Here is a 26,742-nt window from a genome sequence, read left to right on the forward strand (position 1 = left end):
CCCGGATCCGGGGTCACGCGCGCGGCTCCTGCGGCCGGGGCGGGCGGGCGGTGACAAGGAGCAAGGTCACGGGCGGGGTCCAGACAACCAATGGCGGATCCGCCCCATTATAACCGGGCCGATACCGCCTCGCCAGCGCAAAGGCGCAACAGACCGGGGCGGGAGCGGCGCTTCGCCGCGCCAGCCCTCAGGCCACTGGGCACCGACCCCGAGACCTGCGCCGCTGATCGAAAGTGCGTCGCGTGAAGTCAGCGACTTGCGTTCTTATTCTGTGCTCAAGCCCACCGAAGAACCCGCTGCCAAGAAGCGATCTCACGCAGGCGCGGCACAGATGGAAGACCGAAGGTCAGCCCGGCGATCTGACAGAAGCAGAAGGGGCTGTGGCCCGCCGCGGCCGAGCCGCAGCAATCGCCTTGGGCGGCCGCAGCGGGAGGGGGCGCGGCGATAGTGAACCGCACCGGGTTTGGCGAAGGCTCCAACTTCGGAGTAGGACGGAGCATCACGAGCAAGACAACGAACAAGTTTTCCCCGGAAGTGCGTGACCGCGCCGTGCGGCTGGTCCTCGACAGTTCGGCGGACCGCGCCACTGATGGAGTGGATGGCTCCCGCTCCCGGCATCGCAATGTGCCACATTGGGTGCAGTCAACTGAACCCATGAAGGGAGCCATCCATGAAGGAGATTACCACGGTCGGGCTCGATCTGGCCAAGAACGTGTTCCAGGTTCACGGGATCGATGCGGAGGGCGCGGTTGTGATCCGGCGCCAGATCCGGCGGGCGCAACTGCTGCTGTTTTTCTCGCGCCTTGCCCCGTGCCTGATCGGCATCGAGGCCTGTGCCGGTGCGCATCATTGGGCGCGAGAGCTGACGAAGTTCGGTCATGAGGTGCGGCTGATCCCGCCCGCTTACGTCAAGCCCTTCGTCACGCGGGGCAAGACCGATGCTGCGGATGCAGAGGCGATCTGCACCGCTGTGACCCAACCCACGATGCGCTTCGTGCCGGTGAAAAGCCAGTTGCAGCAGGCGGTGCTGATGCGCCACCGAACGCTGGATTTCCTCGTCCGGCAGCTGACCCAGCTTGCCAACGCGATCCGCGCCCATCTTGGGGAATTCGGTTTGGTCGTGCCGAAAGGCGTCCACAATATGGGCCGTCTCGTTGCCGAGGCCGAAGCGGCGGAGCTGCCCGCCGAGGCTCGCATGCCGCTTGATCTGCTGGTTGGGCAATTCCGGGATGCCAAGGCGCGCATCGACGCGATCACCGCCGATCTGCGTCGCGCGGCCGAGGAAGACGAGATGGCGCGGCGGCTGCAAATATGAGCCGGGCCAGAAAACGATCCGGGGGATCGTTTTCCCGGCGATTGGCCGGGCATTGGCCCGATCACCGCCAGCTTTCTTGCCGCCACGCTACCGGACGTGTCGGCCTTCCGCGCGGCCCGCGATCTGTCGGCTTGGCTCGGCCTGACGCCGAAGCCGCATTCCAGCGGAGGCAAGGAACGGCTGGGAGCGATCTCCAAAATGGGCAACCGCTATATCCGGCGGCTGCTCTACCTTGGCGCCATGGGGGTGATCTCGACCCGCAAGCGCTCAGACCCGGGCGAGGACTGGCTGGGACGCATGCTCGCGAAGAAGCCGCTGAAGCTTGTGGCCATCGCGCTGGCCAACCGCATGGCGCGTCAGATCTGGGCCATGCTGAGAACGGGCGAGGCCTGGCGGGCGGTGTGACGGCGTTGAATTTCGGGCCGCATGAGGCCTGACCGAAAGGACGAGGGCAAAGTGAGATGATGGCAAACTGACGGACACGAGGCCGGGACACCCCGTTCGGACCGGAGCGCCGCGAGCGCGTGCCATTGATAGGGACCCAGGCCTCACGCGGACGTTCATCAGGGCGCGCGGGTCAACCGCAATCGAGACGCCGAATACATGGCCGCACCCGACCAGTTGCCGCCCCCCTTGTCATGCGGGAGCCATCCATACATGCCGTGTTTGGCCGCAACCCGGTGCTCGCCCGGGCCAGCGCACAAGGCAAGGTTCTGGCCGTCCCGGGCAAATACTGGCCCTGCGATCACCCGGTGGTGGTCAAGGCCATCGAGACCCTCGCCGCCGCGCGACCCGGATTTGCCCAGCCCGAACTTGCTCGGCCCGACCTTGCCAAGGAGACCCGATGATCCCGACCCCGCCCCATCGCGATCTTGCAGTGCCCCTCCCTGTCTGTGGCGCTGACGCCGCTCTGTCTGGCGCTGGATGATCTGGGGCTGGCGGCGCGGTTTTGCGATGAGGTCGCGGTGCTGGAGGACGGGCGCCTGACCGCGGCAGGCCCGCCCGAGACCGCGCTCTCGCCCGAGATTCTGCGCCGCACCTACGGGATCGAGCCCTATCTGGCGCGTCACGAAGGATAGCCGGTGATCTTGCCCAAGGACGTTCTGGCCTAGCGGCGCCGGGTTTCGGCCCCGCCCGCCTGTTGCAGGGCGGCGCTTTCCAGCGCGTCGAAGGCCGCGATCTGCGCCGGGATCATCTGGCGCGACGCATCGCGGCCCAGATAGACCTTGAACATGCAACCGCCGTCGGTGTCGTAAAACTGCACCGAGCGGGTTTCGGTGCCGAAAAGCTTGCGCCGGACAAAGGCGACGCAGGCACAGGCCTCGATCTGCAGATGGCCGCCGATCGGCTTGCCCTTGAAGTTGTACATCCCCTGCGCCACCGTGCCGCCCTGCAGCGGTGCCTTCGCCTCGAGGATCACCGGGCCGGTGTTGACCACAAGCGTGATCTCGCCCCAAGCCGCCATCGCATCGAGCACCTCGACCATCAAGGACCCGGGCAGGGCGGTCACCTCGTCCGCGGGCAGGGCGGCAAGCACCGCAAGCGGCGTGGTGTTGGCCGCCCGGGCGATGTCTTCCAGCGCGGCATGGGGCGTGGCGGCAAGGGCTTCGGCAATCGTCGGGGTCATCGGTGTCTCCGTCAGTTTCGGGAAAGATCGGGGTGGTGGGCAAGCCAGCCCAGCAGGCGGGTGGTCATCGGCACCTGCCAGAACCGCCCGGCGCGGCTCAGCCGGTAAAAGCGGTGCTGCGGTTCCCAGAGCCCGGCGGCCTGCCATTGCGCCAGAAGCGGCGCGAAATGATCGGCAAGGCTTTGGGCGGGGGCGGGGATCAGCGTCTGCAGCGCGGTTTCGGCGCGGGTAAGATCAAGCAGGCCGCGCTCCATCCCCGCCTTGATCGCCTGGGCGACGGGGGCGCTGGCCGCCTGCCGCATCATCCCGGCCACCAGCCCCGTGCCCGCCGCCGCCTGCCCGGAATAGCGCGCCAGATCGGGGGTCAGCCGAAAGCTCAGATCGCCCAGAAAGCCGCCGGCACCGGCGCCGAAGGCCAGGCAATCGGCCCCGCTCTTCACCGCGAGATTATAGGCCGAGCGTTCGCGCAGGCTGCCCTGCCAATGCGAGGTGGAGATCGGCCGCCAACCCATTTCCTCGGCCGCCGCTTCGCCCGCGGCGAAGAAATGGCCGAGCCGGTCGGGGGCGGCCACCTGTTTCTTGCCCTTCTCGATCGCGGTCAGAAGCGGCGTGCCGGGGATCAGGTTCAGCGCGTAAAGGTCCAGCCCGTCGAGCCCCAGATCGGCGCAGATCCGCACATCGGCGGCGACATCCTCGGGGCTCTGGCCGGGCAGGCCATAGATCAGATCGACGATCACCGCGCCCTGATCCAGCGCCACAAGCTCTTGCAGCGCTTGCAGGATCTCGGCGCGGCTGGCCTTGCGGCCAAGCGGGCGGCGGATCGCGTCGGAAAAGCTTTGCACGCCGAGCGAGACCCGCGTCACCCCGGCGTCAAAGGCCGCGCGGGCCTTGTCGGTGCCAAAGGAATGGAGGCGGCCCTCCAGGGTGATTTCGCAATCGGGCGCCAGCGGCAGATGGCGGCGGATGGCGCGGATCAGCCGGGCGATATCGGGGCCAGAGAGCGCCGTCGGCGTGCCGCCGCCCAGATAGACCGCCTGCAGCGGCGGGCCGTCATGGGCCGGATGCCGGGCAAAGGCCAGGATCTGCGCGATCAGCGCATCGACATAGGCCGTGCCCAGATCGGCCCGCCAGGCGTTCTGATAAAAGCCGCAAAACAGGCAATGGTTTTCGCAAAATGGGATATGGACATAGGCCACGGCGCGGCGGCTGCGCGGGGTGGCCATCAGCCGGTCCCATTCGGTGCCCAGCTGCGCCGCGGGCACCGGCGCCATCGGCCCGCCCGGATGCGCGCCGCCCTTGCGCGGGAAGGCGCAGGACAGCGGATCGGCGCCGATCGTGGCGAAGAAGCTTTCGACCGCGGGCGGGGCCGCCAGATGCGCCAGCGCCGCGGTCATGCCGGGCACCGGGCAGGAGAGAGGGGAAATGCAGCCATGTCGAACCTTTCACCTTGCGGGAGTGACCTGGCGACATGCTGGGCAAACGACCCCGAGCCGGGGTCTGCGCGATAGAAGGAATTCTGAGTAATTTTGTCAAGAGGTGCGCTGCCGTGACGGGGCGGGGCCATCCGCCGTATCCGTTCGGGTCCGCGCGGGCGTTGGCGGCGGCGCAGCGTCGAAACGCCGGGTTGATCTTCGATCCGATGCGACCGTAGGAGAGGGGCGCGAACAACAGCACAAGATCCCGGCGATGCGACGCGCATCGCACACCCGCCCGTGTTCCCGGTGAAGACGGCAGTGCGAGGGACAGAGAGGAGACTGGCGCTTGGAACTGATTCATAACTTCTTCAACTGGCTGAACGGGATCGTCTGGGGCGTCCCGATGATCGTGCTGATCATCGGCACCGGCTTCTTCCTTCAGCTGCGTCTCGGCTTCATGCCGATCCGCAAGCTGGCCTACGGCTTCCGGATGATCTGGAAGAGCCGCACCCCCGGCGCGGATTCGGAAGGGGAAATCACCCCCTATGCGGCGCTGATGACGGCCCTTTCCGCGACCATCGGGACCGGCAACATCGCCGGCGTCGCCACCGCCATCGCGGTCGGCGGTCCCGGCGCGCTGTTCTGGATGTGGGTCACCGCCTTTGTCGGCATGGCCACGAAATATGCCGAAGTGGTCGTTGCGGTGAAATATCGCGAAGTCGACGACAAGGGGGAACATGTCGGCGGCCCGATGTTCGCGATCAAGAACGGGCTGGGCAAGAACTGGGCCTGGCTGGCCACCGCCTTCGCCTTCTTTGGCGGCCTTGCGGGGTTCGGCATCGGCAACATGGTGCAGGCCAACGGCATCGCCAGCGCCGTGCAGAATTCCTTCGGCATCGCGCCCTGGATCTCCGGCCTTGTGATGACGGTGCTGACCGGGCTGGTCGTGCTGGGCGGGATCAAGCGCATCGGCGCGGTGGCGGAACGGATCGTGCCCTTCATGGCCATCGTCTATCTGCTCTGCGTGAGCGTGGTGCTGGCGGTCTTTGCCGAAAACATCCCCTCGGCCTTCGCCACCATCCTCACCGATGCCTTCACCGGCACGGCGGCGGCGGGCGGCTTCCTTGGCTCGACCATCCTGATGGCGATGCGCATGGGCGTGGCCCGCGGCATCTTCTCGAACGAGGCGGGCCTTGGCACCGCGGGGATCGCCCAGGCTTCGGGCTCGACCTCGAGCCCGGTGTTCTCGGGCGTGATCGGCATGATGGGGACCTTCATCGACACGATCATCGTCTGCACGCTGACGGGTCTGGCGATCATGGTCACCGGCGTCTGGACCAGTGGCGAGACCGGGGCGATGCTTTCCTCCTCGGCTTTCGAGGCGGCGATGCCGGGCTATGGCAACTATCTGCTGACGATCAGCCTTGCGCTCTTTGCCTTCACCACCATCCTTGGCTGGGCCTATTACGCCGAGAAATGCTGGGAATTCCTGCTGGGCACGATCAGCGAAATGCCGTTCCGGCTGCTGTGGACCGTCGCGGTCTTCTTCGGTGCGACGCTGAGCCTCGATTTCGCCTGGCTGGTGGCGGATACGCTCAATGCGCTGATGGCGATTCCGAACCTGATTTCGCTGCTGCTGCTGTCGCCGATCATCGTCAAGCTGACGCGCGACTATTTCGCCCCGGGCGGCGAAGGCGGGAACTGAGCCGAAACCTGCCGGGGCGTCCTGCCGGATGCCCCGGACCTTCGCACCGCGATGAAAGCCCCGCCCGCGGGGCGCCGCCCACCGTCGAGACACGGTCTTTTCCATCCCATGCGGCAAGGCTGAAAAAAAACGGCAGACGGGATGCCCGTCTGCCGTCGAAATGCACGCCGCTGGCGCCCTCAGGCGACCACGAAGAAATCGGATCGGGTCAAGGCAAGGCCGGTGCCAAGCGTCGCCACAAGCAGCCGGGCCGTTCCGCCGATCCCGTCGGCATCATACCAGAGCGCGCCGGTGTCGGATTCGTAGATGATCCGGTCAAGCGAATCGACCGCCTGACCCGAGGTGTTCACGGTGAAGGCGCTGTAGCTCAGCTTGCCGGTAGCCGCGATGCCGGTGAAGAACGACCGGTCGAGCCGGATCGTGTCATCGACGACGTTGAAATCGGTGATGACATCGGCATTGGTCACCCCCACCGCGGCATTGAACAGGAAGGTGTCCTGACCGGTGCCGCCGGTCAGCGTGTCCCGCCCGGTGCCGCCGTCGAGGAAGTCATTGCCGGTGCCGCCGTCCAGCCTGTCATTGCCGCTGCCGCCGAACAGCCTGTCGTTGCCGCCGCCGCCGCGCAGCCTGTCATTGCCGCCGAGGGAGGACAGCGTGTTGCTCGTGCCGTTGCCGTTGATCAGGTCATTGCCGCCGCCGGTGATGCCGTTCTCGATCATCGTGTTGCGGTCAATGCCGAGGTTGCCCACCAGACCGGCCAGGTTCGAGAAACTGCCCGACACCAGATTGAGCGTCTGATCGGCGTTCGAGAAGCTGACATCGATGGTGTCGCGGCCGCCGGCATCATAGATCGTCATGGTCACCGGCTCGCCGCCATAGGTCGCGGAGCTGCCCGCCACGAGGCTGTCGAACAGCGTTTCCAGATAGCCGCCGACATTCGAATTCCGGCCATAGACCGTGTCGCCCGCGGTGGTGGTCGAGGCGCCATACATCGACTGGATCGCGATGATGTCGGACATCATCGCCGACGTGACCCAGGCAAAGGAAGCGCCGCTGCTCGGATTGTCGTCCTGGCTGAAATAGGACATGATCGAAAGATGCCAGCTGTCATTGGCGAAGGTCGCATCGCCGGGATAGCTCGCCGCGCCGTTGTAGGCGCCCTGATGGCCCAGCCCCAGCGCATGACCGATCTCGTGGATGTAGGTCTGCAGGCTGTAGCTGTCCATCTTGGTGCCATAGCTGGCGATCCAGGCTGTGTCGATGTTCACGAAGGAACTGTTGATCCGCGTGCCGGTGGTGTCCGAGGTCGAATAGGCGCCAGCATCGAAATCGTCGAATTCAATGTCGGCGGTGCCGGTTGTCTCGACGAAGACGAGATTGGCGGTGACGGACCAGGCCTGAAGCGCCCAGCGCGCCAGTTGCTGCCCCTCGCCGGTCAGGTTTTGCAGATCGACGGTGAGGACATTGTCCGCCGTGGTGTCGAAGCGGCGGGCCTGCTCGCCACCGCTTGCCCAGAAGCCGTTCACCAGGAAATCGGCCAGCGTGTCGAGCGTTGCCACGGGCAGCGGGGCCGCCGTCAGCGCTGGGCTGCCGTATCCCGCCAAAGGGGTCGTCCGCAGGCCGTCCCGGTCCCCCGCGCCGCCGCCTGCGCTGGCATCGGCGCCCTCTGTCCCCGCCGCATTGTGCAAAAGCGTGCTGATCTGAGCTGTCATCCGTCTATTCCTTTCCCCAATTCTGCAGGGCGCCTATCGGATCATCGGGCCTGCGTCCCAAAGGCGCTGAAAAAATCCGCGGATCATGCCTGCGTGCAGATCGCGATCCATCACGCTGAAGGCCCTGGTCTCGCCGCTGTTCCAGTCCTCGCCCGGTTGCCGCCAGTCCAGACGGGCGACGATCCCGTTTTTCGTCAGCCGCTCGACATGCAGACGCACGGCGGGCGTGGTGTCGGGCTGCGCTTCGGCCTCGACCCGCGCGATCTTGCGGTCGGGCAGGCTGGTTGCGATCACCTCCTGCATCAGCCCGCACAGATCCGCCACCGCGGCGGTCCGCGGCAGGCAGCTCAGGGTCAGGCCCGGGTCAGCGCTGACCTGGACGGGGGCAAGAGCTGCGCCCATCATCCCCAGAACCCTCCCGAATGCGATCAATTTCGTCACCACCATGGCAGCAGCCTAGCCGCCGCGGGGCCACCTGTCCATCCGCTTGGCAGGTCAGCGGCTGAAGCAGTCGGCGCGGCCGTCGGCCTTGATCGTGGCGGCGCCATCGGCGATCTGACTGGCCCGTCTCGAGACATAGCGCGAGGGCCGGGCGGCGTTGCGATCCTTGGGATCGGGCAGCACCGCGGCCAGCAGCGCCGCCTGCCGGGGCGTCAGTTTTGCCGGGGTGGTGCGGAAATAATGGAAGGCGGCGGCATTGACGCCGAACACGCCCTCGCCGAATTCCGCAACGTTCAGATAGACTTCCAGAATGCGCCGCTTGGTCCAGACCGCCTCGACCGCGGGCGTCAGAAGCGCCTCGAGCGCCTTGCGCAGCCAGCTGCGGCCCTGCCACAGGAACACGTTCTTCGTCACCTGTTGCGACAGCGTCGAGGCGCCGCGATTGGCGCCCTTGTCGATCGCCTGCCGGATCGCCCCCATGTCAAAGCCCCAATGGGTGCAGAAATTCGCATCCTCGGCCGCCACGACCGAGCGCGCCATCACCGGGGCGATATCCTCGAAATCGGTCCATTCCTGATCGAGCGTGCCCAGCCGCTGCTTCTCGCTCCACATCGTGAGGGTCGTCGGCGGATCGAGCACGTCATAAAGCACGATCAGCGCCAGATAGGCGGCCAGAATGCCAAGGCTGATCCGCGCCGTCCAGGCCGCGGCAAAGCGCAGCGGCGCACGCAGAACCCCCCCGACCAAGGCCGCACGCCCCGGGGGAATCGTCGTTTTGATCGGGTGTTTCCTGCGTGCCGCCATTGCGCCATCTGTCATGCCCCGGGGGAGCCGGTCAAGCTGCGCCCGAATGGGAAAGGGCGGGGTCACCGGACCCCGCCCCCCTGTCATGTGCGCCCGGTCACTCGGCCGGAACCGCCTTCGGCTCGTCGGTCAGCGGATGCGGCAGATGCACCAGCATCTCTTTCGGGCAGACCTGCAGGAAGTTTGCCCGCTCGGCCTCCCAGTTCGCAAGGATCGCCTTCGCCTTGACCGAGCCGGTCTCGGCGGCGTGCCGCTCGATCAGGCCCTTCAGCTGCGCTTCCCAATGCGGATGGCCAAGCCCGCAGGTGACAAGGCTTTCAAGGTTCATGTAATCCTCGGCCACATTCTCCGGGTCATAAAGATAGGCCATGCCGCCGGTCATGCCCGCGCCGAAGTTGGCGCCGATCCGGCCAAGGATCACCGCAACGCCGCCGGTCATGTATTCGCAACCGTTCGAGCCGCAGCCCTCGACCACCACCTTGGCGCCCGAGTTGCGCACGGCAAAGCGTTCGCCCGCCCGGCCCGCCGCGAACAGATAGCCATCGGTCGCGCCGTAAAGCACGGTGTTGCCGATGATCGTGTTCTCGGCCGCGGTCAGGGGCGAGGACATCGGCGGACGCACGACGATGATCCCGCCCGAGAGCCCCTTGCCGACATAGTCGTTGGCATCGCCCGAGACCTCCAGCTTCAGCCCCTGCGCCGCGAAAGCACCGAGCGACTGGCCGCAGGAGCCGGTCAGTTTCACCGTCAGATGGTCGGGCTGCAGCGCGTTGCGCATCCCGAAATTCTTGACGATATGGCTCGAGGCCCGGGTCCCGATGGTGCGCAAAGTGTTGCGCACGGCATAGGACAGCTGCATCTTCTCGCCGTCCTCGAAGAAGCGGTGACCATCCTTGATGATCTCGGCATCCAGCGTGTCGGGCACGAAGTTGCGCGGTTTCGACCGGTCGTAGACGATCTTGTCCCAGCCATCGACGGTGATCAGAAGCGGGTTCAGGTCAAGGTCGTCAAGGTGGGCAGAGCCGCGGTTCACCTGCGTCAGCAGATCCGCTCGGCCGATGATTTCGTCCATCGAGCGCGCGCCGATCGAGGCCAGCAGTTCCCGCACTTCCTGCGCATAGAAGGTGATCAGGTTCACCACCTTGTCCGCCGTGCCGGTGAATTTGGCGCGCAGTTTCGGGTCCTGCGTGCACACGCCCACCGGGCAGGTGTTCGACTGGCACTGCCGCACCATGATGCAGCCCATCGCGATCAGCGCGGCGGTGCCGATGCCGTATTCCTCGGCCCCCATCATCGCGGCCATGACGATATCGCGGCCGGTGCGCAGACCGCCATCGGTGCGCAAAGTCACCCGCTCGCGCAGGTTGTTCATCGCCAGCACCTGATGCGCCTCGGTCAGACCCATCTCCCAGGGCAGACCGGCATACTTGATCGAGGTGGCAGGCGAGGCCCCGGTGCCGCCATTATGGCCCGAGATCAGGATGATATCCGCTTTCGCCTTGGCCACGCCCGCAGCAATCGTGCCGACGCCCGAAGACGCCACCAGCTTCACCGTCACCTTGGCGCGCGGGTTGATCTGCTTGAGGTCATAGATCAGCTGCGCCAGATCTTCGATCGAGTAGATGTCATGGTGCGGCGGCGGCGAGATCAGCGTCACGCCCTTGGTCGAGTGCCGCAGCCGCGCGATCAGTTCGGTCACCTTCATGCCCGGAAGCTGGCCACCCTCGCCGGGTTTGGCGCCCTGGGCCACCTTGATCTCCAGCTCTTCGCAGGCGTTCAGATATTCGGCGGTCACACCGAAACGGCCCGAGGCCACCTGCTTGATCTTGGCCGACGGGTTGTCGCCGTTCGGTTCGGGCACGAAATGCGCCGGGTCTTCGCCACCTTCACCCGAGTCGGATTTCGCACCGATGCGGTTCATCGCGACGTTCAGAAGCTTGTGCGCCTCGGGCGAAAGCGCGCCCAGCGACATGCCGGGGGTGACAAAGCGCTTGCGGATCGCGGTGATGCTTTCGACTTCCTCAATCGGCACCGGACGGCCCAAGGGCTTGATGTCCAAGAGATCGCGAATGTGGATCGGCGGATTGGCCCGCATCATCGCGGAATATTGCTTCCACAGATCAAAGCTTGACCGGTCGCAGGCCGCTTGCAGCATGTGCATGGTCTGCGCTTCCCAAGCGTGTTTCTCGCCGGTTTTGCGCGCCTTGTAGAAACCGCCGATCGGCAGAACCTCTTGCCCGCCCAGCCAGCCCTTGCCGTGCACCTGCTCCAGCTTGTGCTGGATGCCGTGCAGACCGATCCCCGAGATGCGGCTTTGCATGCCCGGGAAATATTCGGCGACCATCGCACGCGACAGCCCCACGGCTTCGAAGTTCAGACCACCGCGGTAAGACGAGATGATCGAGATCCCCATCTTCGACATGATCTTCAAAAGACCCGCGTCGATCGCATCGCGATAGCGGCGCAGCGCATCTTCCAGCGTGCCGTCCAGCAACCCGCGCTCGATCCGGTCGGCGATGCTGTCTTGCGCCAGATAGGGGTTCACCGTCGTCGCGCCGGACCCGATCAGCACGGCGAAATAATGGCTGTCGATGCATTCGGCCGAGCGCACGTTGATCGAGGTGAAGGTCCGCAGCCCCTTGCGGGTCAGCCAGGAATGCACCGCCGAGGTGGCCAGGATCATCGGCATCGCCACTTTGGACGGGCTTTGATGCTCGTCGGTCAGCACAAGGTGCGACGCACCCGAGCGGACGGCATCCTCGGCCTCGGCGCGGATGCGCTCCAGCCCCTCGCGCAGGGCTTCCTGATCGGCCCCGGCCGGGAAGGTGCAGTCGATCTGCGCCACTTTCGTGCCGAAGGTCTTCATCATCACCGCAAATTCGCTGTTGGCGACGAAGGGGCTTTCAAGGATCCAGATATCGGTTTGCGAGCCGTCCTCATCCAGCACGTTCTTCAGGTTGCCAAAGCGCGTCTTCAGCGACATCACCCGGCTTTCGCGCAAGCTGTCGATCGGCGGGTTGGTGACCTGGCTGAAGTTTTGCCGGAAGAAATGGCTCAGCGGGCGGTATTGCTTCGAGAGCACCGCGGGCGGCGTGTCGTCGCCCATCGAGGCCACGGCTTCCTTGCCGTCCTCGGCCATCGGCGCGAGGATGTTTTCCAGCTCTTCAACCGAATAGCCCGCCGAGATCTGGCGCTTGCGCAGCTCGGCGCCGGTGTAGACCGCCTTTTCCGGCACGTCGCGCAGGATCGCGTTCAGATCGACGACCTTCTCGACCCATTCGCCAAAGGGCTGGCTGTTGGCCAGTCGGTTCTTGATGTCCTTGTCGTGGTAGAGCTTGCCCTCGCGCATGTCGACGGCGATCATCTGCCCCGGCCCGAGCGCGCCTTTTTCGCGCACGTTCATTTCATCGACCGGCACCATCCCGGCTTCCGACCCGGCAATCAGCATGCCGTCGCCCGTCACCACATAGCGCATCGGGCGCAGGCCGTTGCGGTCCAGCCCGCCGCAGACCCAGCGGCCATCGGTCATCGCCAAGGCGGCCGGACCGTCCCAGGGTTCCATCACCGAGTTGCAATAGGCATACATGTGCTGCCAGGCTTTCGGCATGTCGGTCGTGGCTTTCGACCAGGCTTCCGGCACCAGCATGGTTTTCGTCATCGGCGCCGAGCGGCCCGAGCGCACCATCACCTCGAACACCGCATCCAGCGCGCCCGAATCCGACACCCCCGCCGGGATGATCGGCTTGATATCCTCGGCCGCATCCCCGAACGCCGTCGAGGCCATGCGGATCTCGTGGCTTTTCATCCAGTTGATGTTGCCCTTGATCGTGTTGATCTCGCCGTTATGGGCGAGCATGCGGAAGGGCTGCGCCAGCCACCATTGCGGGAAGGTGTTGGTCGAATAGCGCTGGTGATAGATCGCGAAGGCCGATTCAAAGCGGTCGTCCTTCAGGTCGGGGTAGAATTCGGCCACCTGTTCGGCCAGCATCATGCCCTTGTAGATGATCGAGCGGCAGGACAGCGAACAGATGTAAAGCCCGGCGATCTGCGCGGCGATCGCGGCTTTCTCGATCCGGCGGCGGATCACGTAAAGCTCGCGCTCAAAGGTCTCGTCGTCGATGTCCTTTTCGCAGCGGATCAGGATCTGCTCGATCTCGGGACGGGTCGCATTGGCCTTGTCGCCCAGAACGCTGGTGTTCACCGGAACGTGGCGCCAGCCGTAGATGTAATGGCCCATCCGCAGCACTTCGGATTCGACGATTGTGCGGCAGCGTTCCTGCGCGCCGAAATCGGTCCGCGGCAGGAAAATCTGCCCGACGGCGATGCGTTTTTCCATGTCCGGCTCGTGGCCGGTGCGGCGGATCTGGTCGTAGAAGAAGGGCACCGGGATCTGCACATGGATGCCCGCGCCATCGCCGGTCTTGCCATCGGCATCGACCGCGCCGCGGTGCCAGATCGCCTTCAGCGCGTCGATGCCCGAGGCCACGACCTTGCGGCTGGCCTTGCCATCCAGCGCCACCACAAGCCCCACGCCGCAGGACGAATGTTCGTCCTCGGTCTTGTAGAGCGAATGTTCGTCCATCCACTTGCGCTTGGCTTCCTCGGCGGCAACCCAGGCTTCGTCGTAGTTCGTCATCTCAAGGCCTCCTTCGAGGGATGGTCAAGCGACAGATCGGTCATCATCATGTCGCAGTCATATTGCGGTGTGGCGGCGGCGAAATCGGCGTCGCCGGGAAAGGCGAAGGTCACCGGCCCTTCGGTGGTGGTGACCCGGTCGCCGAAGCCGTTTTCGTAAGTCTCGGTCTGGGCAAAGAAGACACGCATCTGCCGGCTGATCACCTGTATCCCCTTGCGGGTGGCGACCAGGTTGCCGGCCTCGTCCTCGATCTCCATCTCGAAGCTGCAGCGTTCGAGGGGCACGCCGTCGATGGTGACGCTTTCGCCGGTCAGCTGGTCATAGCCCTTGAAGCGTTGCATCAGCCCGGTGTTGGTGCGGGTGACGAAATCGTAATCGTCGCGGCCGGTGGCCAGAAGCGTGCTGAACGAGGCGTTGTCCTTTGACGCTGCCGCATCCAGCTTTTGCACCGTGCCGTCCTGCAGGCTGACCGATTCCATCCAGCGGGTTTCGGCATCGGTGCGGCTGACGAAGAATTCGCCCGCGCCATCGGCCACCGAAACCCATTGGTCGCCCGGGGCGTCGCCCGCACAGGTATAGTAATTCGCCACCTGGCAGGCATGCATCTGCACCGTGGTCGTCAGGGTGCAGCCCGGCGGCGGGGTGAATTTCGGCTCTGCCGCCGCGGGAAGGGTGGCAAAAAGCCCCCCGATCGCGGCCAGAATGCCCCCAAGACCTGCCCGATGCCGAAGCATGGCTTTGTCCTTTCGCGGATTGCGGATCACTCGGCGGCGACGCGACCGGCGCCGTCGAGGTATTTCACCATCTCTGCCCCGGCCTCGCGGCCATCGCGGATCGCCCAGACCACAAGCGAGGCCCCGCGCACGATGTCGCCCACGGCATAGACGCCGGGCAGGCTGGTCGCATGGGTGCCGAAGCTCGCCTTGACCGTGCCCCAGCGCGTGGTTTCGAGCGCCGAGACATTCCACATCGCGGGCAAGTCTTCGGGTTCGAAGCCAAGCGCAGTGATCACCAGATCGGCCGGTTCTTCATAGAGGCCGCCCTCGATCGGTTCGGGGCTTTGACGGCCCGAGGCGTCGGGGGCGCCCAGCCGCATCCGCTGCACGGTGACGCTGTCGACCGGATTGCCCGAGAACGCCTTCGGCGCCGCAAGCCAGACGAATTCCGCGCCTTCTTCCTCGGCATTCGTCACTTCGCGCTGGCTGCCCGGCATGTTGGCCCGGTCGCGGCGATAGAGGCATTTGACCGAGGTCGCGCCCTGACGAATCGCCGTGCGCACGCAGTCCATCGCGGTGTCGCCGCCGCCGATCACCAGCACGCGCTTGCCGGTAGCGTTCAGCGTGCCGTCGTCGAATTCCGCCACGTCATCGCCGAAGCTCTTCTTGTTCGAGGCGGTCAGATAGTCGATGGCGCGCACGATCCCCTTGGCATCCGAACCGGGGTCGGTGAGCGCGCGGGTCTTGTAGACGCCGGTGGCGATCAGCACCGCATCATGCTTGCCGCGGATCGCGTCAAAGGAAATGTCGGTGCCGACATTGCAGTTCAGCACGAATTCGACGCCGCCCTGTTCCAGCTGGCGGACGCGGTTCATCACCACGTCCTTTTCCAGCTTGAAGCCCGGGATGCCATAGGTCAGCAACCCGCCCGCGCGGTCATTGCGGTCATAGACCGTCACCTGCACCCCCGCCCGGCGCAGCACATCGGCCGCGGCCAGACCGCCGGGGCCCGCGCCGATGATGCCGACCGATTCCGGCCGCTCGACCGCAGGCGCGATCGGCTTCACCCAGCCGCGGTCCCAGGCGGTGTCGGTGATGTATTTCTCGATCGCGCCGATGGTCACGGTGCCATGGCCCGAGTTTTCGATGACGCAATTGCCTTCGCACAGACGGTCCTGCGGGCAGATCCGGCCGCAGATTTCCGGGAAGCTGTTGGTGGTCTGGCTGACCTGATAGGCCTCTTCCAGACGGCCCTCGGCGGTCAGGCGCAGCCAGTCGGGGATGTTGTTGTGCAGCGGGCAATGCGCGTGGCAATAGGGCACGCCGCATTGGCTGCAGCGCCCCGCCTGTTCCGCCGCCTTCGCATCGGCGAATTCGGCGTAGATCTCGTCGAAGTCATGGGTGCGCGCGCTGGCATCGCGTTTTTCCGGCGTCTCTTTCGCCGTTGTGACGAATTTGAGCATGCGTTGCTGAGCCATGGCTGCGCCTCCCACTGGGGTCAATTCGGGAGGCCTTGTTACACCCGGTCCGATCAAAATAAAAGTCAGCAACTATGACCTTAAATGGGGATTTATCGTCGCAACCACCCCTTGTTGCGGGTTATAGGTGAAATAATGTGGCAGCCATACTTACCTAATGCGCGAAACCGATAAGGATCTTGTTCAAAACTGCAGTGATTCGGTTCTTTTGGAAAGCTCAGACCAGAACGCCCGCCGCGCCCAGGGCCAGCAGCACGCCGCCAAAGACGATGCGGTAGATCGCGAAGAAGGTGAAGCGATGCGACTGGATATAAGTGAGCAGCCATTTCACCGCGATGAAGGCGGTCACGGTGGAGACGGCAAAGCCGATGCCAAGCGCGGTCCAGTCCTCGGCCGGGCCGTCGCCCTTGAGGGTCTTCAGCAGTTCGTAGCCGGTGGCGGCATACATCGTCGGGATGCCGACGAGGAAGGCGAATTCGGTGGCGGCGGCGCGGTTCGTCGTGCCCATCAGCATGGCGACAAAGATCGTCGCCCCCGAGCGCGAGGTGCCCGGAAACACCCCGGCGATGATCTGCGCCACGCCCACGGCAATGGCGACGCGCAGGGTGATCGTGGCGCAATCGGGCTTCTTGCCCGCCAGCCATTCGGCCACGATCATCCAGACCCCGCCCAGCACCAGCGCCCAGGCGATCGGCATCACGGTTTCGGGCAGCTCGAAGCCGAGCTTCTTCACGACGAGGCCCAACACCGCGGTGATCCCGAAGGCGACGGCAAGCTTGATCAGGTAATCGCGGTTTTCCGCCTGACCAAGGCCGAGGAACAGCCCGGTGATCCGGCGCCAGTAGATCAGCGTCACCGCCAGGATGGCGCCCGCCTGAATCGCGATATTGTAGGTGTCCGACCTTGCGCCCAGCCAGGCCTCGGCCAGAAGCAGATGCCCCGTGGAGGAGATCGGCAGGAATTCCGTGATCCCTTCGATCACCCCAAGGACGACATCGGCCAGATAAGACAAGCTTACACCTTTTTCAGATTCTTGGCCGAAGCCTGGATCGCCTCATATTGCCCATGCGGGCGGAAACGCCAGAGGTAATCGGGCAGCACCGCCGCCATCGGGGTAGCCGTAATGCCCAGATCGGCAAAGGTCTTCGCGCTCTTGCCCACGACATTGTGACGGCCGAGGTTCTTCAGCTGGTCCGTGGTCAGGATGCGGTTGGTGATCAGCCCGCCGGTCAGCCACTGCACCGTGTCGCCAATCGCCGCGGTGGTGCGGGCGACGACCTGCGGCAGGCCGATGACGATGTTCTTGCGCCCGATCACGCGCAGCATCAGCTTCATGATGTCTTCGAAGGTCGCGACTTCGGGGCCGCCCAGTTCGTAGACCCCCTCTGCCTTGCCCAGGATGCCCTGCACCGCGGCGGCGGCGACATCATCGACATAGACCGGCTGGAATTTCGTGAGCGGTGCGGTGATCGGCAGGAACGGGCCGAATTTCGCCATCGCGGCGAAGCGGTTGAAGAACCCGTCCTCGGTCCCGAAGATCACCGAGGGGCGCAGGATCACCGCCTTGGGGAAAGATTTCAGCACCGCCAGCTCGCCCCAGCCCTTGGTGCGGGAATAGGCGCTGTCCGATTCGTTGTCGGCGCCGATCGCGGAAATGTGAACCAGCTTCGCGACGCCCTGTTCGGCGGCGATGCGGGCGATCCGCCCGGCGCCATCGGCCTGCACGTCCATGAAGGTGTTGCGGCCCTCGTTGACCAGAATGCCGACGCAGTTCACCACCGCATCCGCGCCCAGCATCGCCTGCCGCACCGAGGCGTCGTCGCGGATGTTGCAGAAGAACGGTTCGACCTGGCCCACGGCGCCATAGGGTTTGACGAACAGCGCCTCGTTCGGGCGGCGCACGGCGACGCGGACGCGCCAGCCTTCCTTCGCCATGCGTCGGGCAATGTAACGCCCCACGAATCCCGACCCGCCATAGATGGTGACAAGTTTCGACATCGTTTCCGCCCCCATTGCATACCGCCGTGCACAGATTTAGCCGCAGGACCCCAGTCAAACAAGCCCCGGATGGCCGGAGGGTAGGGCATCTGACAGGTCGGTCAAATTTTTCTTGCTGACCCCTGTTGACACTCCCGGCGGGCCCGGCTAAACCCCGCCTCACGAAGACGCCCAGATGGCGGAATTGGTAGACGCGCTGGTTTCAGGTACCAGTGCCGCAAGGCGTGGAGGTTCGAGTCCTCTTCTGGGCACCATTCCAACGGCAAGCCGTGCAATCTCAATGAGATGCACGGCTTTCTGTTTTTCGGCCCAGGCCTGAGGGCGCGGGGGAAGGCGGCCCCTTCCGGCGGTGTCGCCCCTGACCTTTTGTGCCGCACCTGCGCCGCTTGTCGCTCTCATCGACCGATCCGGGCCGCACCTCCGCTGGCGTCATCGCGGCGCGATACCGCGCCGCCTTGCCCGGGGTTTCAGCGTTCCGAAAGAATTTTGCGGTGGTCGCGATGCAGCAGGATCATCCCCAGAGCGCCGATCAGCAGCGCAACCCCGTAAACGTAGATCTCGGACACGTAAACGGCGTCATAGGTGTCATAAATCCCCTTGCGCATCATCATGATGACATGGGTCGGCGGCACCAGCAGGCTGATCATCCGCGCATGTTCGGGCATGTTGTCGACCAGGAACAGCACCCCCGTCACCAGGAACATCGGCCGGTTCAGCACCGCCCAGATCATCTGCCAGGTCGGAAAGAGGCTCATCAGATAGCAGTTCAGCAGGCCGACCGCGGTGCCAAGCGCGATCAGCATGCACCAGGCGCGGCCAAGGGCCGGAAAATTCAGGTTGATCTGGCCATGCTGCGTCGCGATGGCGACGATGGTGACGATCGCGAAGACCTGCAGCTGTGTCAGCGTGGTCAGGATCAGCCGCGCCGCGATGGCGTCGATATAGGTCACGCTCGGATAGGCCAGCAGCGCCTTGGAAAAGCGGATCGACATCGCGACGTTGTTCGAGATCGCGTTATAGGCGGTCAGCGTCAGATATCCGCTGGCGTAGAACAGGATGAAGCTCTGCCCCAGCGGCGGTTTGTGCACGACCATCGAGAACACCACCGAAAGCAGCGCGATCGCCGCCACCGGCTCGGCGACGGTCCAGAAATAGCCGCCGATGGACTTGCCGTAGGTCGTCGTCATCTCGCGCAGGATCAGCGCGAAGATGGCGCGGGCGCCGATCAGCCTGCCCCGGTTGGTTCGGACGGAAACAGCGGCTTTTGCCATGGAAAACGGGCCTCCGAGGGGGGGTCAGCCCGATTTTCCTAGTGCGTTTTTGCTTGCAATGCGAGGGACAAATACCCATGAGTTGCTTCACCTCGATGGCGCGACGGGAGTAAGGACGATTAACAAGCAGCTGTCGGAAGCGGCTGATGCCGCTGTGAAGCAAGGACCGAAGCCGATCCCCAATCCTGCCGCGGCCCGGCCACGGTTCCGGCACAAGGTTCTCTTGTCCAGCTTTGCCCTCGGCGTCGTCGCCCCGACCGTTCTGGCCGTCGTCTATCTGTATCTGATCGCCGCCGATCAATATGCCTCGAAAGTGGGCTTCACCGTTCATTCCGAAGACATGAGCGCCGCAGGCGCGCTGCTGGGCGGGCTGTCGATGCTGACGCAAAGCAGCTCCTCGGATGCGGAGGTGATCTACGAATTCATCCAGAGCCGCACCCTGGTCGAGCGGATCAACCGCAAGATCGATCTGGCGCAGGTGTTTTCGCGGCCCGCCTTCGATCCGGTCTTCGCCTATGACACCGATGGCACGATCGAGGATCTGGTCGACTACTGGCAGCGCATGGTGCGGATTTCCTATGCCTCGAACAGCGGCCTGATCGAGGTCGAGACCCGCGCCTTCCGCCGCGAGGATGCGCTGGCGATCTCCCGCGAGATCGTCGCGGAATCGACCGCGGTGATCAACGAGATGTCGGCGATCGCCCGCGAGGATGCCACCCGCTACGCCCGCGAGGAACTCGCCGTGGCGATCGAGCGGCTGAAACAGGCCCGCGAGGAACGCACCCGCTTCCGCTCCAAGACCCGGCTGATCGATCCGGCGGCGGATGTGCAGGGGCAGATGGGGCTTCTGACCTCGCTCGAACAGCAGCTGGCGCAGGCCTATATCGACCTGAACCTGACGCTGGAAACCTCCTCGGGCGACGATCCGCGGGTGTCGCAGTCGCGCCGCCGCATCGACGTGATCCAGACCCTGATCGAACAGGAAAAAAGCAAGTTCGGCATGGGGGACACGGAAAACCCCGATGTCGAATCGCGCGAGGATTACCCGACGCTGATGGCCGAATACGAGCGGCTGAGCGTCGATGTCGAATATGCGAATTCGGCCTATCTGGCGGCAATGGCCTCGCTGGATGCGGCCAAGGCCGAGGCGCAGCGGCAAAGCCGCTATCTGGCCAGCTACACGACGCCCTCGATGGCCGAGGCCTCGACCTATCCGCAGCGCGGTCTGATCTCCGTGCTGACGGCGGTGTTCCTGACGCTGGCCTGGTCGATCTGCGTGCTGATCTTTTACAGTCTGCGCGACAGGCGCTGAGCCGATGATCGAGCTGCGGAACCTGAACAAGACCTTCCGGCTGAACGGCGTGTCGAAAACCGTTGCGCGCAACATCAATTTCGTCTTTCCGACCGGCGAGGCGGTGGCGCTTCTGGGCGGCAATGGCGCGGGCAAATCCACCATGCTCAGCATGATCGCGGGCACGGTCGAGCCCGACAGCGGCGAGGTGCTCTCGGACGGGTCGGTGTCCTGGCCGATCGGCTTTGCGGGCAGCTTTCACGGCGATCTGACCGGGGCGCAGAACGTGCGCTTCATCGCCCGGGTCTATGGCATCGACACCGACGAGGCGATCCGCTTCTGCCGCGACTTCGCCGATCTGGGGCAGCATTTCCACCTGCCGACGCGGACCTATTCCTCGGGGATGCGGTCCCGGCTGGCCTTTGCCATGTCGATGGCCGTGCCCTTCGACACCTATCTGATCGACGAGGTGATGTCGGTCGGCGACACCTCGTTCAAGGCGAAATGCCAATCCTTCATGGAGGAGCGGCTGAAGACCTCGAGCGCGATCATCGTCTCGCACCAGTTCGCGGAACTCAAGCGGCTCTGCGCCTCGGGGGTCTATCTGGAGGGCGGGCGCCTTTATTACTACCGCGAGGTCGGTCAGGCGATCGAGCATTACCAGAAGGCGATGCAGCGCAACGGCGCACCGCTGCCCGCCGGCGGCGTCTGAGCGCCGTTGCCGATCCGCCGTCGCGGGCGCGCGCCGCGCTGCGGCCATCTTAACCCTGTCGCGGGAAAGCTGGGGCCGTTCATCACCCGCGGAGATCACCATGGCCGATCAAACCCCGCTTCTGGGGCTGCCCCTCCTTCTGCCGTCGCAGGCGCAAAAGCATGTCACCCACAACGAGGCGCTGAGCCTGCTCGATGCGATCGTGCAGCTGGCCGTGCTGGACCGGGTGCGGGCGGTGCCGCCCGCCTCGCCGCAGACCGGCGACCGCCACATCGTTGCCGCGGGCGGGGCGGCGGCCTGGACCGGGCAGGACGGGTCGGTGGCGCTCTGGACCGGCAGCGGTTGGCTGTTCGCGCGCCCGCAGCCGGGCTGGATGGCGCGGGATCTGTCGGACGCGGCGCTTTTGATGTACGACGGCAGCAGCTGGGGGCTGGCCCCGGTTGCGACCGACGCCCTGCCCGGGCTGGGCATCAACACCAGCCATGACGCGACGAACCGGCTGGCGGTTCAGGCCGCGGCGACGCTGCTCAGCCATGACGGCGCGGGGCACCAGCTGAAGATCAACAAGGCGCTGCCCGGCGATACCGCAAGCCTGCTGTTCCAGACCTCCTGGTCGGGCCGGGCCGAGATGGGCACGGCGGGCAGCGACAGTTTCGCGATCAAGGTCAGCGCCGATGGCACGGCCTGGAAGACGGCGTTCAGCTTTGCCGGGGCGACGGGGCTGGCCTCGGGGCTGGCGGTGCAGCAGGCGCGGACCGATGTGACGGCGGGGCGGCTGATGCGGGCGGATTGGGGCTACGGGCCGGGGAACCTTCTGGGCACGGTGGCGCAAAGCGCGGGCGTGCCGACGGGGGCGGTGCTCGAACGCGGCACGACCACGAACGGCGCGTATATCCGCTTCGCCGACGGCACGCAGATCTGTTTCGCGCAGCGCCTGCTTGGCTCGATCACCGCGCAGGGCGCGGGAACCTTCGCCGCGCCCTATCGGACCGCCGATGCCAGCTGGACCTATCCCGTGGCGTTCCTCGAAGCGCCCGTGGTGACCTGCCGCGGCGTGGCGCCGCCCGGCCTGACCCAGGACCGGCGTCTTTGCGCGGGCGGCGTCGGTGATCTGGATGCCACGGCGGCGGCGGGCATCCATGTCTTGCGGCTGGGCAGCGCCGCCAATGCCGATGTCTTCAAGGCGGATCTGATCGCCCTCGGCCGCTGGGTCTAAAGCCGCCGCAGCAGCACTGCTGCATAAAGCGACAGCTGCCCGTGCAGGCCTTGCCGGTAGATCCCCGCTCGGCGGATCGCGGCAAGGCTTTGCAGCGGCGGCAGGGCGCGGGCGGTCTCAAAGGCCGCCAGAAGAGCACGGTTTTCCGGCGTCAGCAGATCCTCGATCCTCCGCAGGGCGGCGATGTTGCGTGTGCACCAGTCGGAAAACCGTCCCGTCACCAGCATATGCGCGCGAACCAGCGTCGCCAGCGCACCGCGGTTCGCGCCGATCACATTGCCCGCATGCTGGCGATAGAGCAGATACGGCGTCTCGTCGAAGATCACCCGGCCGCCGATGCCGGTGATCACCTGATAGATCCACCAGTCATGGATCACCGTATCGGGGGTGCGCAGCGCGGCGCTACGGATCGCCTCGGCTCCGGCGCGGTTGAGCACCATCGTATTGCCGCCCGCGATATTCTGCACCAGAGCATGGGCAAAGGCAGCAGGCCAGGGGGCGCCGCGCGACAGCCGGTGCCCGGTCAGATCCTCGTTCACCTCGAAGGACCGGCCGCAATAAAGCGCGGGCTGATCCGGCGGACCCTGCGCCAGCGCCGTGGCCGCGACGCGCAGCTTTTCGGGCAGCCAGACATCGTCCTGATCGGAGATCGCCCGCAGATCGGTCTCGACCGGCAGGCGCAGCAGCGACAGGAAATTCTGCGCCGCCCCGGCCCGCGGCCCGGCCAGCACCGTCACCGCGATGTCGGGATGGGCGGCGGCCCAGTCGGTCAGCACCTGCACCGTCGCATCCGTAGAGCCGTCGTCGCTGACGATCAGCCTTGCGGGCACAAGGCTTTGCGCGGCGAAACTGTCGAGCTGCGGGCGCAGCCGCGCTGCGCCGTTCCAGGTCGCCATCAGGACCGTGACCGAGGCCACCCCCGCCTTACCCTTCCAGCAGCTTGCGCAGGTAATCGCCGTAATCGTTCTTGCCGAACAGCTTCGCCCGGGCACGCAGGCCCTCGGCATCGATCCAGCCGCGCTCGAAGGCGATCTCGTCCGGGCTGCCGGTCTGCAGGCCCTGACGTTCCTCCAGCGTGCGCACGAAGTTGCCCGCATCCAGCAGGCTGCCATGCGTGCCGGTATCCAGCCAGGCATAGCCGCGGCCCATCTGGCAGACCCGCAGGCTGTCCTCGGCCAGATACATTTCGAGAAGCGTGACGATTTCCAGCTCGCCCCGCGCCGAGGGGGTGACCCTGCGGGCGCGTTCGGGGGCGCTGCCATCGAGGAAGTAAAGCCCGGTCACGGCAAAGTTCGACGGCGGCACCGATGGTTTTTCGATGATCGCGCGGACCTTGCCCTGCGCGTCGAAATCCACCACGCCATAGCGTTCGGGATCGGCGACGCGATAGCCGAAGACGGTGCCGCCCGTCGTCTGCGCCCCCGCCCCGGCCAGCAGCGCCGAGAGGCCGTGGCCGAAAAAGATGTTGTCGCCCAGCACCATCGCCGAGGGGGCACCATCCAGGAACTCCTCTGCCAGGATATAGGCCTGCGCCAGACCATCGGGCGAGGGCTGGGCGATATAGGTCAGGCTGAGACCCCATTGCGAGCCGTCGCCAAGCGTGCGCCTGAATTGCTCCTGATCGATCGGCGTGGTGATGATCGCGATCTCGCGGATGCCAGCCAGCATCAGCACCGAGAGCGGATAATAGATCATCGGCTTGTCGTAGACCGGCAGCAGCTGCTTCGAGACGCCGATGGTGATCGGGTAAAGCCGCGTGCCCGAGCCCCCGGCCAGAATGATGCCCTTGCGTGTCGTCATGTCAAATCTCCAGTTCTTTCAAAACCCTGGAAAGACCGACCTTCCAGTCGGGCGGGGCGATGCCGAAATCGCGGGCCAGTGCCGCGCAGTCCATCCGGCTGTTGAGCGGGCGCAGCGCGGGCGTCGGATAGGCGGCGGTCGGAATGCCCGTGACCGTCACCTTGCGCCCCGAAAGCGCAAAAATCTCGCGGGCGAAATCGGCCCAGCTGACCCAGGGGCTGCCGCCGAAATGATAGGTGCCGCCGGGCTGTCCGGCGATCATCTGCCGTGCCATCGTGACAAGGGCCGTCGCGATATCGGCCGCGGGCGTCGGACCGCCGATCTGATCCTCGACCACGGAGAGCGCGTCGCGGCTCTCGCTCAGCCGCAGCATGGTCTTCACGAAATTCGTCCCATGCGCGGAAAACACCCAGGAGGTGCGCAGGATCGCGCTGTTGCCCCCGGCGGCCTGCACGCCCTGTTCCCCGGCCAGCTTGCTGCGGCCATAGGCGTTTTGCGGCGCCACCGGATCGGTCTCGACCCAGGGCGCGCTGCCCAGACCGGAAAAGACGTAATCGGTCGAGATATGCAGGAAGGGAAGACCCCTGTCGGCGGCGGCCCGGGCCATCGCCGCGGGGGCCGCGCCATTCACCACCGTCGCCGCCGCTTCCTGGGCCTCGGCCTTGTCCACCGCGGTCCAGGCGGCGGCATTGATCACCGCCTCGGCGTCGCTGTCCCGGATCGCGGCCGCGCAGGCGGCCGGATCGGCAAGATCGGCCGCCTCGCGCCCCAGAAAGCAGGCCTCGGGCAGAAGGCGTTGCAGCTCGGTGGCCACCTGGCCGGTCTTGCCGAAGACGAGGGCGCGCATGCCTCAGCCCTTTCCCAGGCGCTGGCCGACGCCGTCGCGGTCCTGCAGCGCCCGCCACCAGCTCTCATTGGCCAGATACCAGTCGACGGTGCGCTCCAGCCCCTCTTCGACGGTGACCGAGGGCCGCCAGCCCAGTTCGTCGCGAATGCGGCTCGGGTCGATCGCGTAACGGGCGTCATGGCCGGGGCGGTCGGTGACGAAGGTGATCTGATCGGCATAGCTGCCCGCGGCCTTCGGGCGCTTGCGGTCGAGAATGGCGCAGAGCGTGCGCACCAGGTCAAGGTTCGTGCGCTCGTTCTCGCCGCCGATGTTGTAGCTGCGCCCGACCTGACCTTTTGCGACCACGGTCAAAAGCGCATCGGCGTGATCCTCGACATAAAGCCAGTCGCGGATGTTCGAGCCGTCGCCATAGATCGGCAGCGCCTTGCCCGCCAGCGCATTCAGGATGATCACCGGAATGAGCTTTTCCGGGAAATGGAACGGCCCGTAATTGTTCGAGCAATTGGTCAGCACGACGGGCAGGCCATAGGTCTCGTGCCAGGCGCGGACCAGATGGTCCGACCCCGCCTTCGAGGCCGAATAGGGGCTGCGCGGATCATAGGGCGTGGTTTCGGTGAACTTGACCGAGGGGTCATGCGGCAGCGATCCGAAAACCTCGTCGGTCGAGATGTGATGGAAGCGGAAGCTGTCGGGGCGACCGCGGCCCTCCCAATACTGCCGGGCGGCCTGCAGCATCTGATAGGTGCCCATCACATTCGTCTCGATGAAGACGCCCGGCCCGTCGATCGAGCGGTCGACATGGCTTTCCGCCGCCAGATGCATCACCGCGTCGGGCTGATGCCGCGCCAGGATCGCGGAAATCGCGGCGCCGTTGCGGATGTCGGCCTGTTCGAACGCATAAAGCGGCGAGGCGGCGACCGAGGCCACATTGTCGAGACAGGCGGCATAGGTCAGGGCATCGACATTGACCACCGCATGACCGCGCGCGATCGCCAGACGCACCACCGCGGAGCCGATGAACCCTGCCCCCCCGGTCACGAGAATCTTCATGGCAAATTCCATCTCTGCTGGTTTGAAACAGGCTTACTTGCGCGGCTTGCAAAGGACAACCGGCCTTTGCAAGCCTGTCGGTGCGTCTCAGCCCTGCCAGGTGAAAGCGCTGTCGAAATCGGCAATCCGCCCCGCGACCGCATCCTTGGCGGACAGAACCGGCTGCAGATCGCCCATGCCCCAGTCGATGCCGATATCGGGATCGTTCCAGATCAGCGCGCCCTCGGTTTCCGGGTGATAATAATCCGAGCATTTGTAGATGATCTCGGTTTCCGGCGCGCGGGTGACGAAGCCATGCGCGAAGCCCCTGGGCACCAGCAGCTGACGGCCGTTTTCAAAGCTCAGCTCGGCGCCGAACCACTGCCCGTAGGTGGGCGAGCCCTTGCGGATATCGACCACGACATCGAAAAGACAGCCCCTGCCGCAGCGCACCAGCTTGTCCTGGGCATGCGGCGGGTTCTGGAAATGCAGGCCGCGGATCGTGCCCGGGGTCATCGACAGCGAATGGTTGTCCTGCACGAAAACTGTGTCGATGCCATGACCGGCCAGCGCCTTGGCCGAATAGCTTTCCGAGAAGAAACCCCGGTGGTCGCCGAAGCGGCGCGGGGTGATCAGCTTGACACCGGCAAGCGGCGTGTCTTCGACGAGCATCGCGGGCCTCGTTGCGATAGGGGGTCCGCGTCTCCTTAACAATTGCCCGCGGCAAAG

The 26,742-nt window shown here is 65.4% G+C and carries 22 protein-coding genes, 1 tRNA gene and 1 pseudogene; 8 read left to right on the forward strand and 16 right to left on the reverse strand.

Annotated elements, in window-relative coordinates:
• Positions 1-670 precede the first annotated feature (670 nt).
• From AC4PTB_RS00925 to AC4PTB_RS00935, 3 genes and pseudogenes are all read left to right on the forward strand, one after another.
• Positions 671-1,720: pseudogene (locus AC4PTB_RS00925) on the forward strand (IS110 family RNA-guided transposase).
• A 233-nt stretch (positions 1,721-1,953) separates the two neighbouring features.
• Positions 1,954-2,163: a hypothetical protein gene (locus AC4PTB_RS00930; protein WP_492191260.1), complete on the forward strand. Its 210-nt coding sequence runs from the start codon at positions 1,954-1,956 to the stop codon at positions 2,161-2,163.
• A gap of 24 nt (positions 2,164-2,187) precedes the next feature.
• Positions 2,188-2,394 carry a hypothetical protein gene (locus AC4PTB_RS00935; RefSeq protein WP_492191261.1) on the forward strand — a complete coding sequence of 69 codons (207 nt, stop codon included), beginning with the start codon at positions 2,188-2,190 and terminating at the stop codon, positions 2,392-2,394.
• A gap of 29 nt (positions 2,395-2,423) precedes the next feature.
• Here the strand turns inward: AC4PTB_RS00935 and hutX are convergent, their stop codons facing one another.
• Both hutX and hutW read right to left on the reverse strand, forming a co-directional pair.
• Positions 2,424-2,942: a heme utilization cystosolic carrier protein HutX gene (gene hutX / locus AC4PTB_RS00940; RefSeq protein WP_492191262.1), complete on the reverse strand. Its 519-nt coding sequence runs from the start codon at positions 2,940-2,942 to the stop codon at positions 2,424-2,426.
• Between the two features lie 11 nt (positions 2,943-2,953).
• Positions 2,954-4,336, reverse strand: a complete 1,383-nt coding sequence (gene hutW, locus AC4PTB_RS00945; protein WP_492192570.1) for a heme anaerobic degradation radical SAM methyltransferase ChuW/HutW — start codon at positions 4,334-4,336, stop codon at positions 2,954-2,956.
• A 367-nt stretch (positions 4,337-4,703) separates the two neighbouring features.
• Between hutW and AC4PTB_RS00950 the strand changes: the two genes are divergently transcribed.
• Positions 4,704-6,062 (forward strand): alanine/glycine:cation symporter family protein, encoded by a 1,359-nt coding sequence (locus tag AC4PTB_RS00950; RefSeq protein ID WP_492191263.1) that lies wholly within the window; start codon positions 4,704-4,706, stop codon positions 6,060-6,062.
• Positions 6,063-6,241: 179 nt separating this feature from the next.
• Here the strand turns inward: AC4PTB_RS00950 and AC4PTB_RS00955 are convergent, their stop codons facing one another.
• The 8 genes from AC4PTB_RS00955 to AC4PTB_RS00990 form a co-directional block, all read right to left on the reverse strand.
• A complete protein-coding gene (locus tag AC4PTB_RS00955; protein ID WP_492191264.1) occupies positions 6,242-7,774 on the reverse strand; it encodes a M10 family metallopeptidase in 1,533 nt (510 codons plus the stop codon).
• Between the two features lie 33 nt (positions 7,775-7,807).
• On the reverse strand, positions 7,808-8,179 hold the full coding sequence (locus AC4PTB_RS00960; protein WP_492191265.1) for a hypothetical protein: 372 nt from the start codon (positions 8,177-8,179) through the stop codon (positions 7,808-7,810).
• Positions 8,180-8,269: 90 nt separating this feature from the next.
• The gene (gene mtgA / locus AC4PTB_RS00965; protein WP_492191266.1) at positions 8,270-9,019 is read right to left on the reverse strand and encodes a monofunctional biosynthetic peptidoglycan transglycosylase; all 750 of its coding nucleotides are present in this window, start codon (positions 9,017-9,019) and stop codon (positions 8,270-8,272) included.
• Between the two features lie 97 nt (positions 9,020-9,116).
• Positions 9,117-13,655: a glutamate synthase large subunit gene (gltB, locus tag AC4PTB_RS00970; RefSeq protein WP_492191267.1), complete on the reverse strand. Its 4,539-nt coding sequence runs from the start codon at positions 13,653-13,655 to the stop codon at positions 9,117-9,119.
• Positions 13,652-14,389 carry a hypothetical protein gene (locus tag AC4PTB_RS00975; RefSeq protein WP_492191268.1) on the reverse strand — a complete coding sequence of 246 codons (738 nt, stop codon included), beginning with the start codon at positions 14,387-14,389 and terminating at the stop codon, positions 13,652-13,654. The genes gltB and AC4PTB_RS00975 overlap by 4 nt, the downstream gene beginning before the upstream one ends.
• 26 nt (positions 14,390-14,415) lie before the next feature.
• On the reverse strand, positions 14,416-15,849 hold the full coding sequence (locus AC4PTB_RS00980) for an NAD(P)-dependent oxidoreductase (protein ID WP_492191269.1): 1,434 nt from the start codon (positions 15,847-15,849) through the stop codon (positions 14,416-14,418).
• A gap of 217 nt (positions 15,850-16,066) precedes the next feature.
• Positions 16,067-16,861 (reverse strand): undecaprenyl-diphosphate phosphatase, encoded by a 795-nt coding sequence (locus AC4PTB_RS00985; protein ID WP_492191270.1) that lies wholly within the window; start codon positions 16,859-16,861, stop codon positions 16,067-16,069.
• 2 nt (positions 16,862-16,863) lie between these two features.
• Entirely contained in the window at positions 16,864-17,847 is a 984-nt protein-coding gene (locus AC4PTB_RS00990; protein WP_492191271.1) for a complex I NDUFA9 subunit family protein, read from the reverse strand.
• A gap of 169 nt (positions 17,848-18,016) precedes the next feature.
• Here AC4PTB_RS00990 and AC4PTB_RS00995 point away from each other — a divergent pair.
• Positions 18,017-18,101: transfer RNA gene (locus AC4PTB_RS00995), tRNA-Leu, on the forward strand.
• Positions 18,102-18,314: 213 nt separating this feature from the next.
• Here AC4PTB_RS00995 and AC4PTB_RS01000 read toward each other — a convergent pair.
• On the reverse strand, positions 18,315-19,118 hold the full coding sequence (locus AC4PTB_RS01000; protein WP_492191272.1) for an ABC transporter permease: 804 nt from the start codon (positions 19,116-19,118) through the stop codon (positions 18,315-18,317).
• Positions 19,119-19,341: 223 nt separating this feature from the next.
• Here AC4PTB_RS01000 and AC4PTB_RS01005 point away from each other — a divergent pair, with 223 nt between their 5' ends.
• The 3 genes from AC4PTB_RS01005 (at position 19,342) to AC4PTB_RS01015 (ending at position 22,337) form a co-directional block, all read left to right on the forward strand.
• Positions 19,342-20,430: a KpsE/RkpR family capsule polysaccharide export protein gene (locus tag AC4PTB_RS01005; RefSeq protein ID WP_492191273.1), complete on the forward strand. Its 1,089-nt coding sequence runs from the start codon at positions 19,342-19,344 to the stop codon at positions 20,428-20,430.
• 4 nt (positions 20,431-20,434) lie between these two features.
• Complete coding sequence (locus tag AC4PTB_RS01010) at positions 20,435-21,121, forward strand: ABC transporter ATP-binding protein (protein ID WP_492191274.1); 687 nt, start codon at positions 20,435-20,437, stop codon at positions 21,119-21,121.
• A gap of 100 nt (positions 21,122-21,221) precedes the next feature.
• Entirely contained in the window at positions 21,222-22,337 is a 1,116-nt protein-coding gene (locus tag AC4PTB_RS01015) for a DUF2793 domain-containing protein (protein WP_492191275.1), read from the forward strand.
• On the opposite strand, the gene AC4PTB_RS01020 is transcribed toward AC4PTB_RS01015, so the two are convergent.
• The 5 genes from AC4PTB_RS01020 to rfbC all read right to left on the reverse strand — a co-directional run bounded on the left by AC4PTB_RS01020 (position 22,334) and on the right by rfbC (position 26,685).
• On the reverse strand, positions 22,334-23,233 hold the full coding sequence (locus tag AC4PTB_RS01020; protein ID WP_492191276.1) for a glycosyltransferase: 900 nt from the start codon (positions 23,231-23,233) through the stop codon (positions 22,334-22,336). The two genes, AC4PTB_RS01015 and AC4PTB_RS01020, sit on opposite strands and share 4 nt — an antisense overlap.
• Positions 23,234-23,261: 28 nt before the next feature.
• The gene (gene rfbA / locus AC4PTB_RS01025) at positions 23,262-24,137 is read right to left on the reverse strand and encodes a glucose-1-phosphate thymidylyltransferase RfbA (RefSeq protein WP_492191277.1); all 876 of its coding nucleotides are present in this window, start codon (positions 24,135-24,137) and stop codon (positions 23,262-23,264) included.
• A 1-nt stretch (position 24,138) separates the two neighbouring features.
• Positions 24,139-24,984, reverse strand: coding sequence for a dTDP-4-dehydrorhamnose reductase (gene rfbD, locus AC4PTB_RS01030; RefSeq protein ID WP_492191278.1), 846 nt, complete (start codon positions 24,982-24,984; stop codon positions 24,139-24,141).
• Positions 24,985-24,987: 3 nt separating this feature from the next.
• Complete coding sequence (gene rfbB, locus AC4PTB_RS01035) at positions 24,988-26,034, reverse strand: dTDP-glucose 4,6-dehydratase (protein WP_492191279.1); 1,047 nt, start codon at positions 26,032-26,034, stop codon at positions 24,988-24,990.
• Positions 26,035-26,121: 87 nt separating this feature from the next.
• Positions 26,122-26,685, reverse strand: a complete 564-nt coding sequence (rfbC, locus tag AC4PTB_RS01040) for a dTDP-4-dehydrorhamnose 3,5-epimerase (RefSeq protein WP_492191280.1) — start codon at positions 26,683-26,685, stop codon at positions 26,122-26,124.
• Between the last annotated feature and the right edge of the window lie 57 nt (positions 26,686-26,742).

It is taken from the genome of Rhodobacter sp. 4.3.4, from assembly GCF_058724655.1.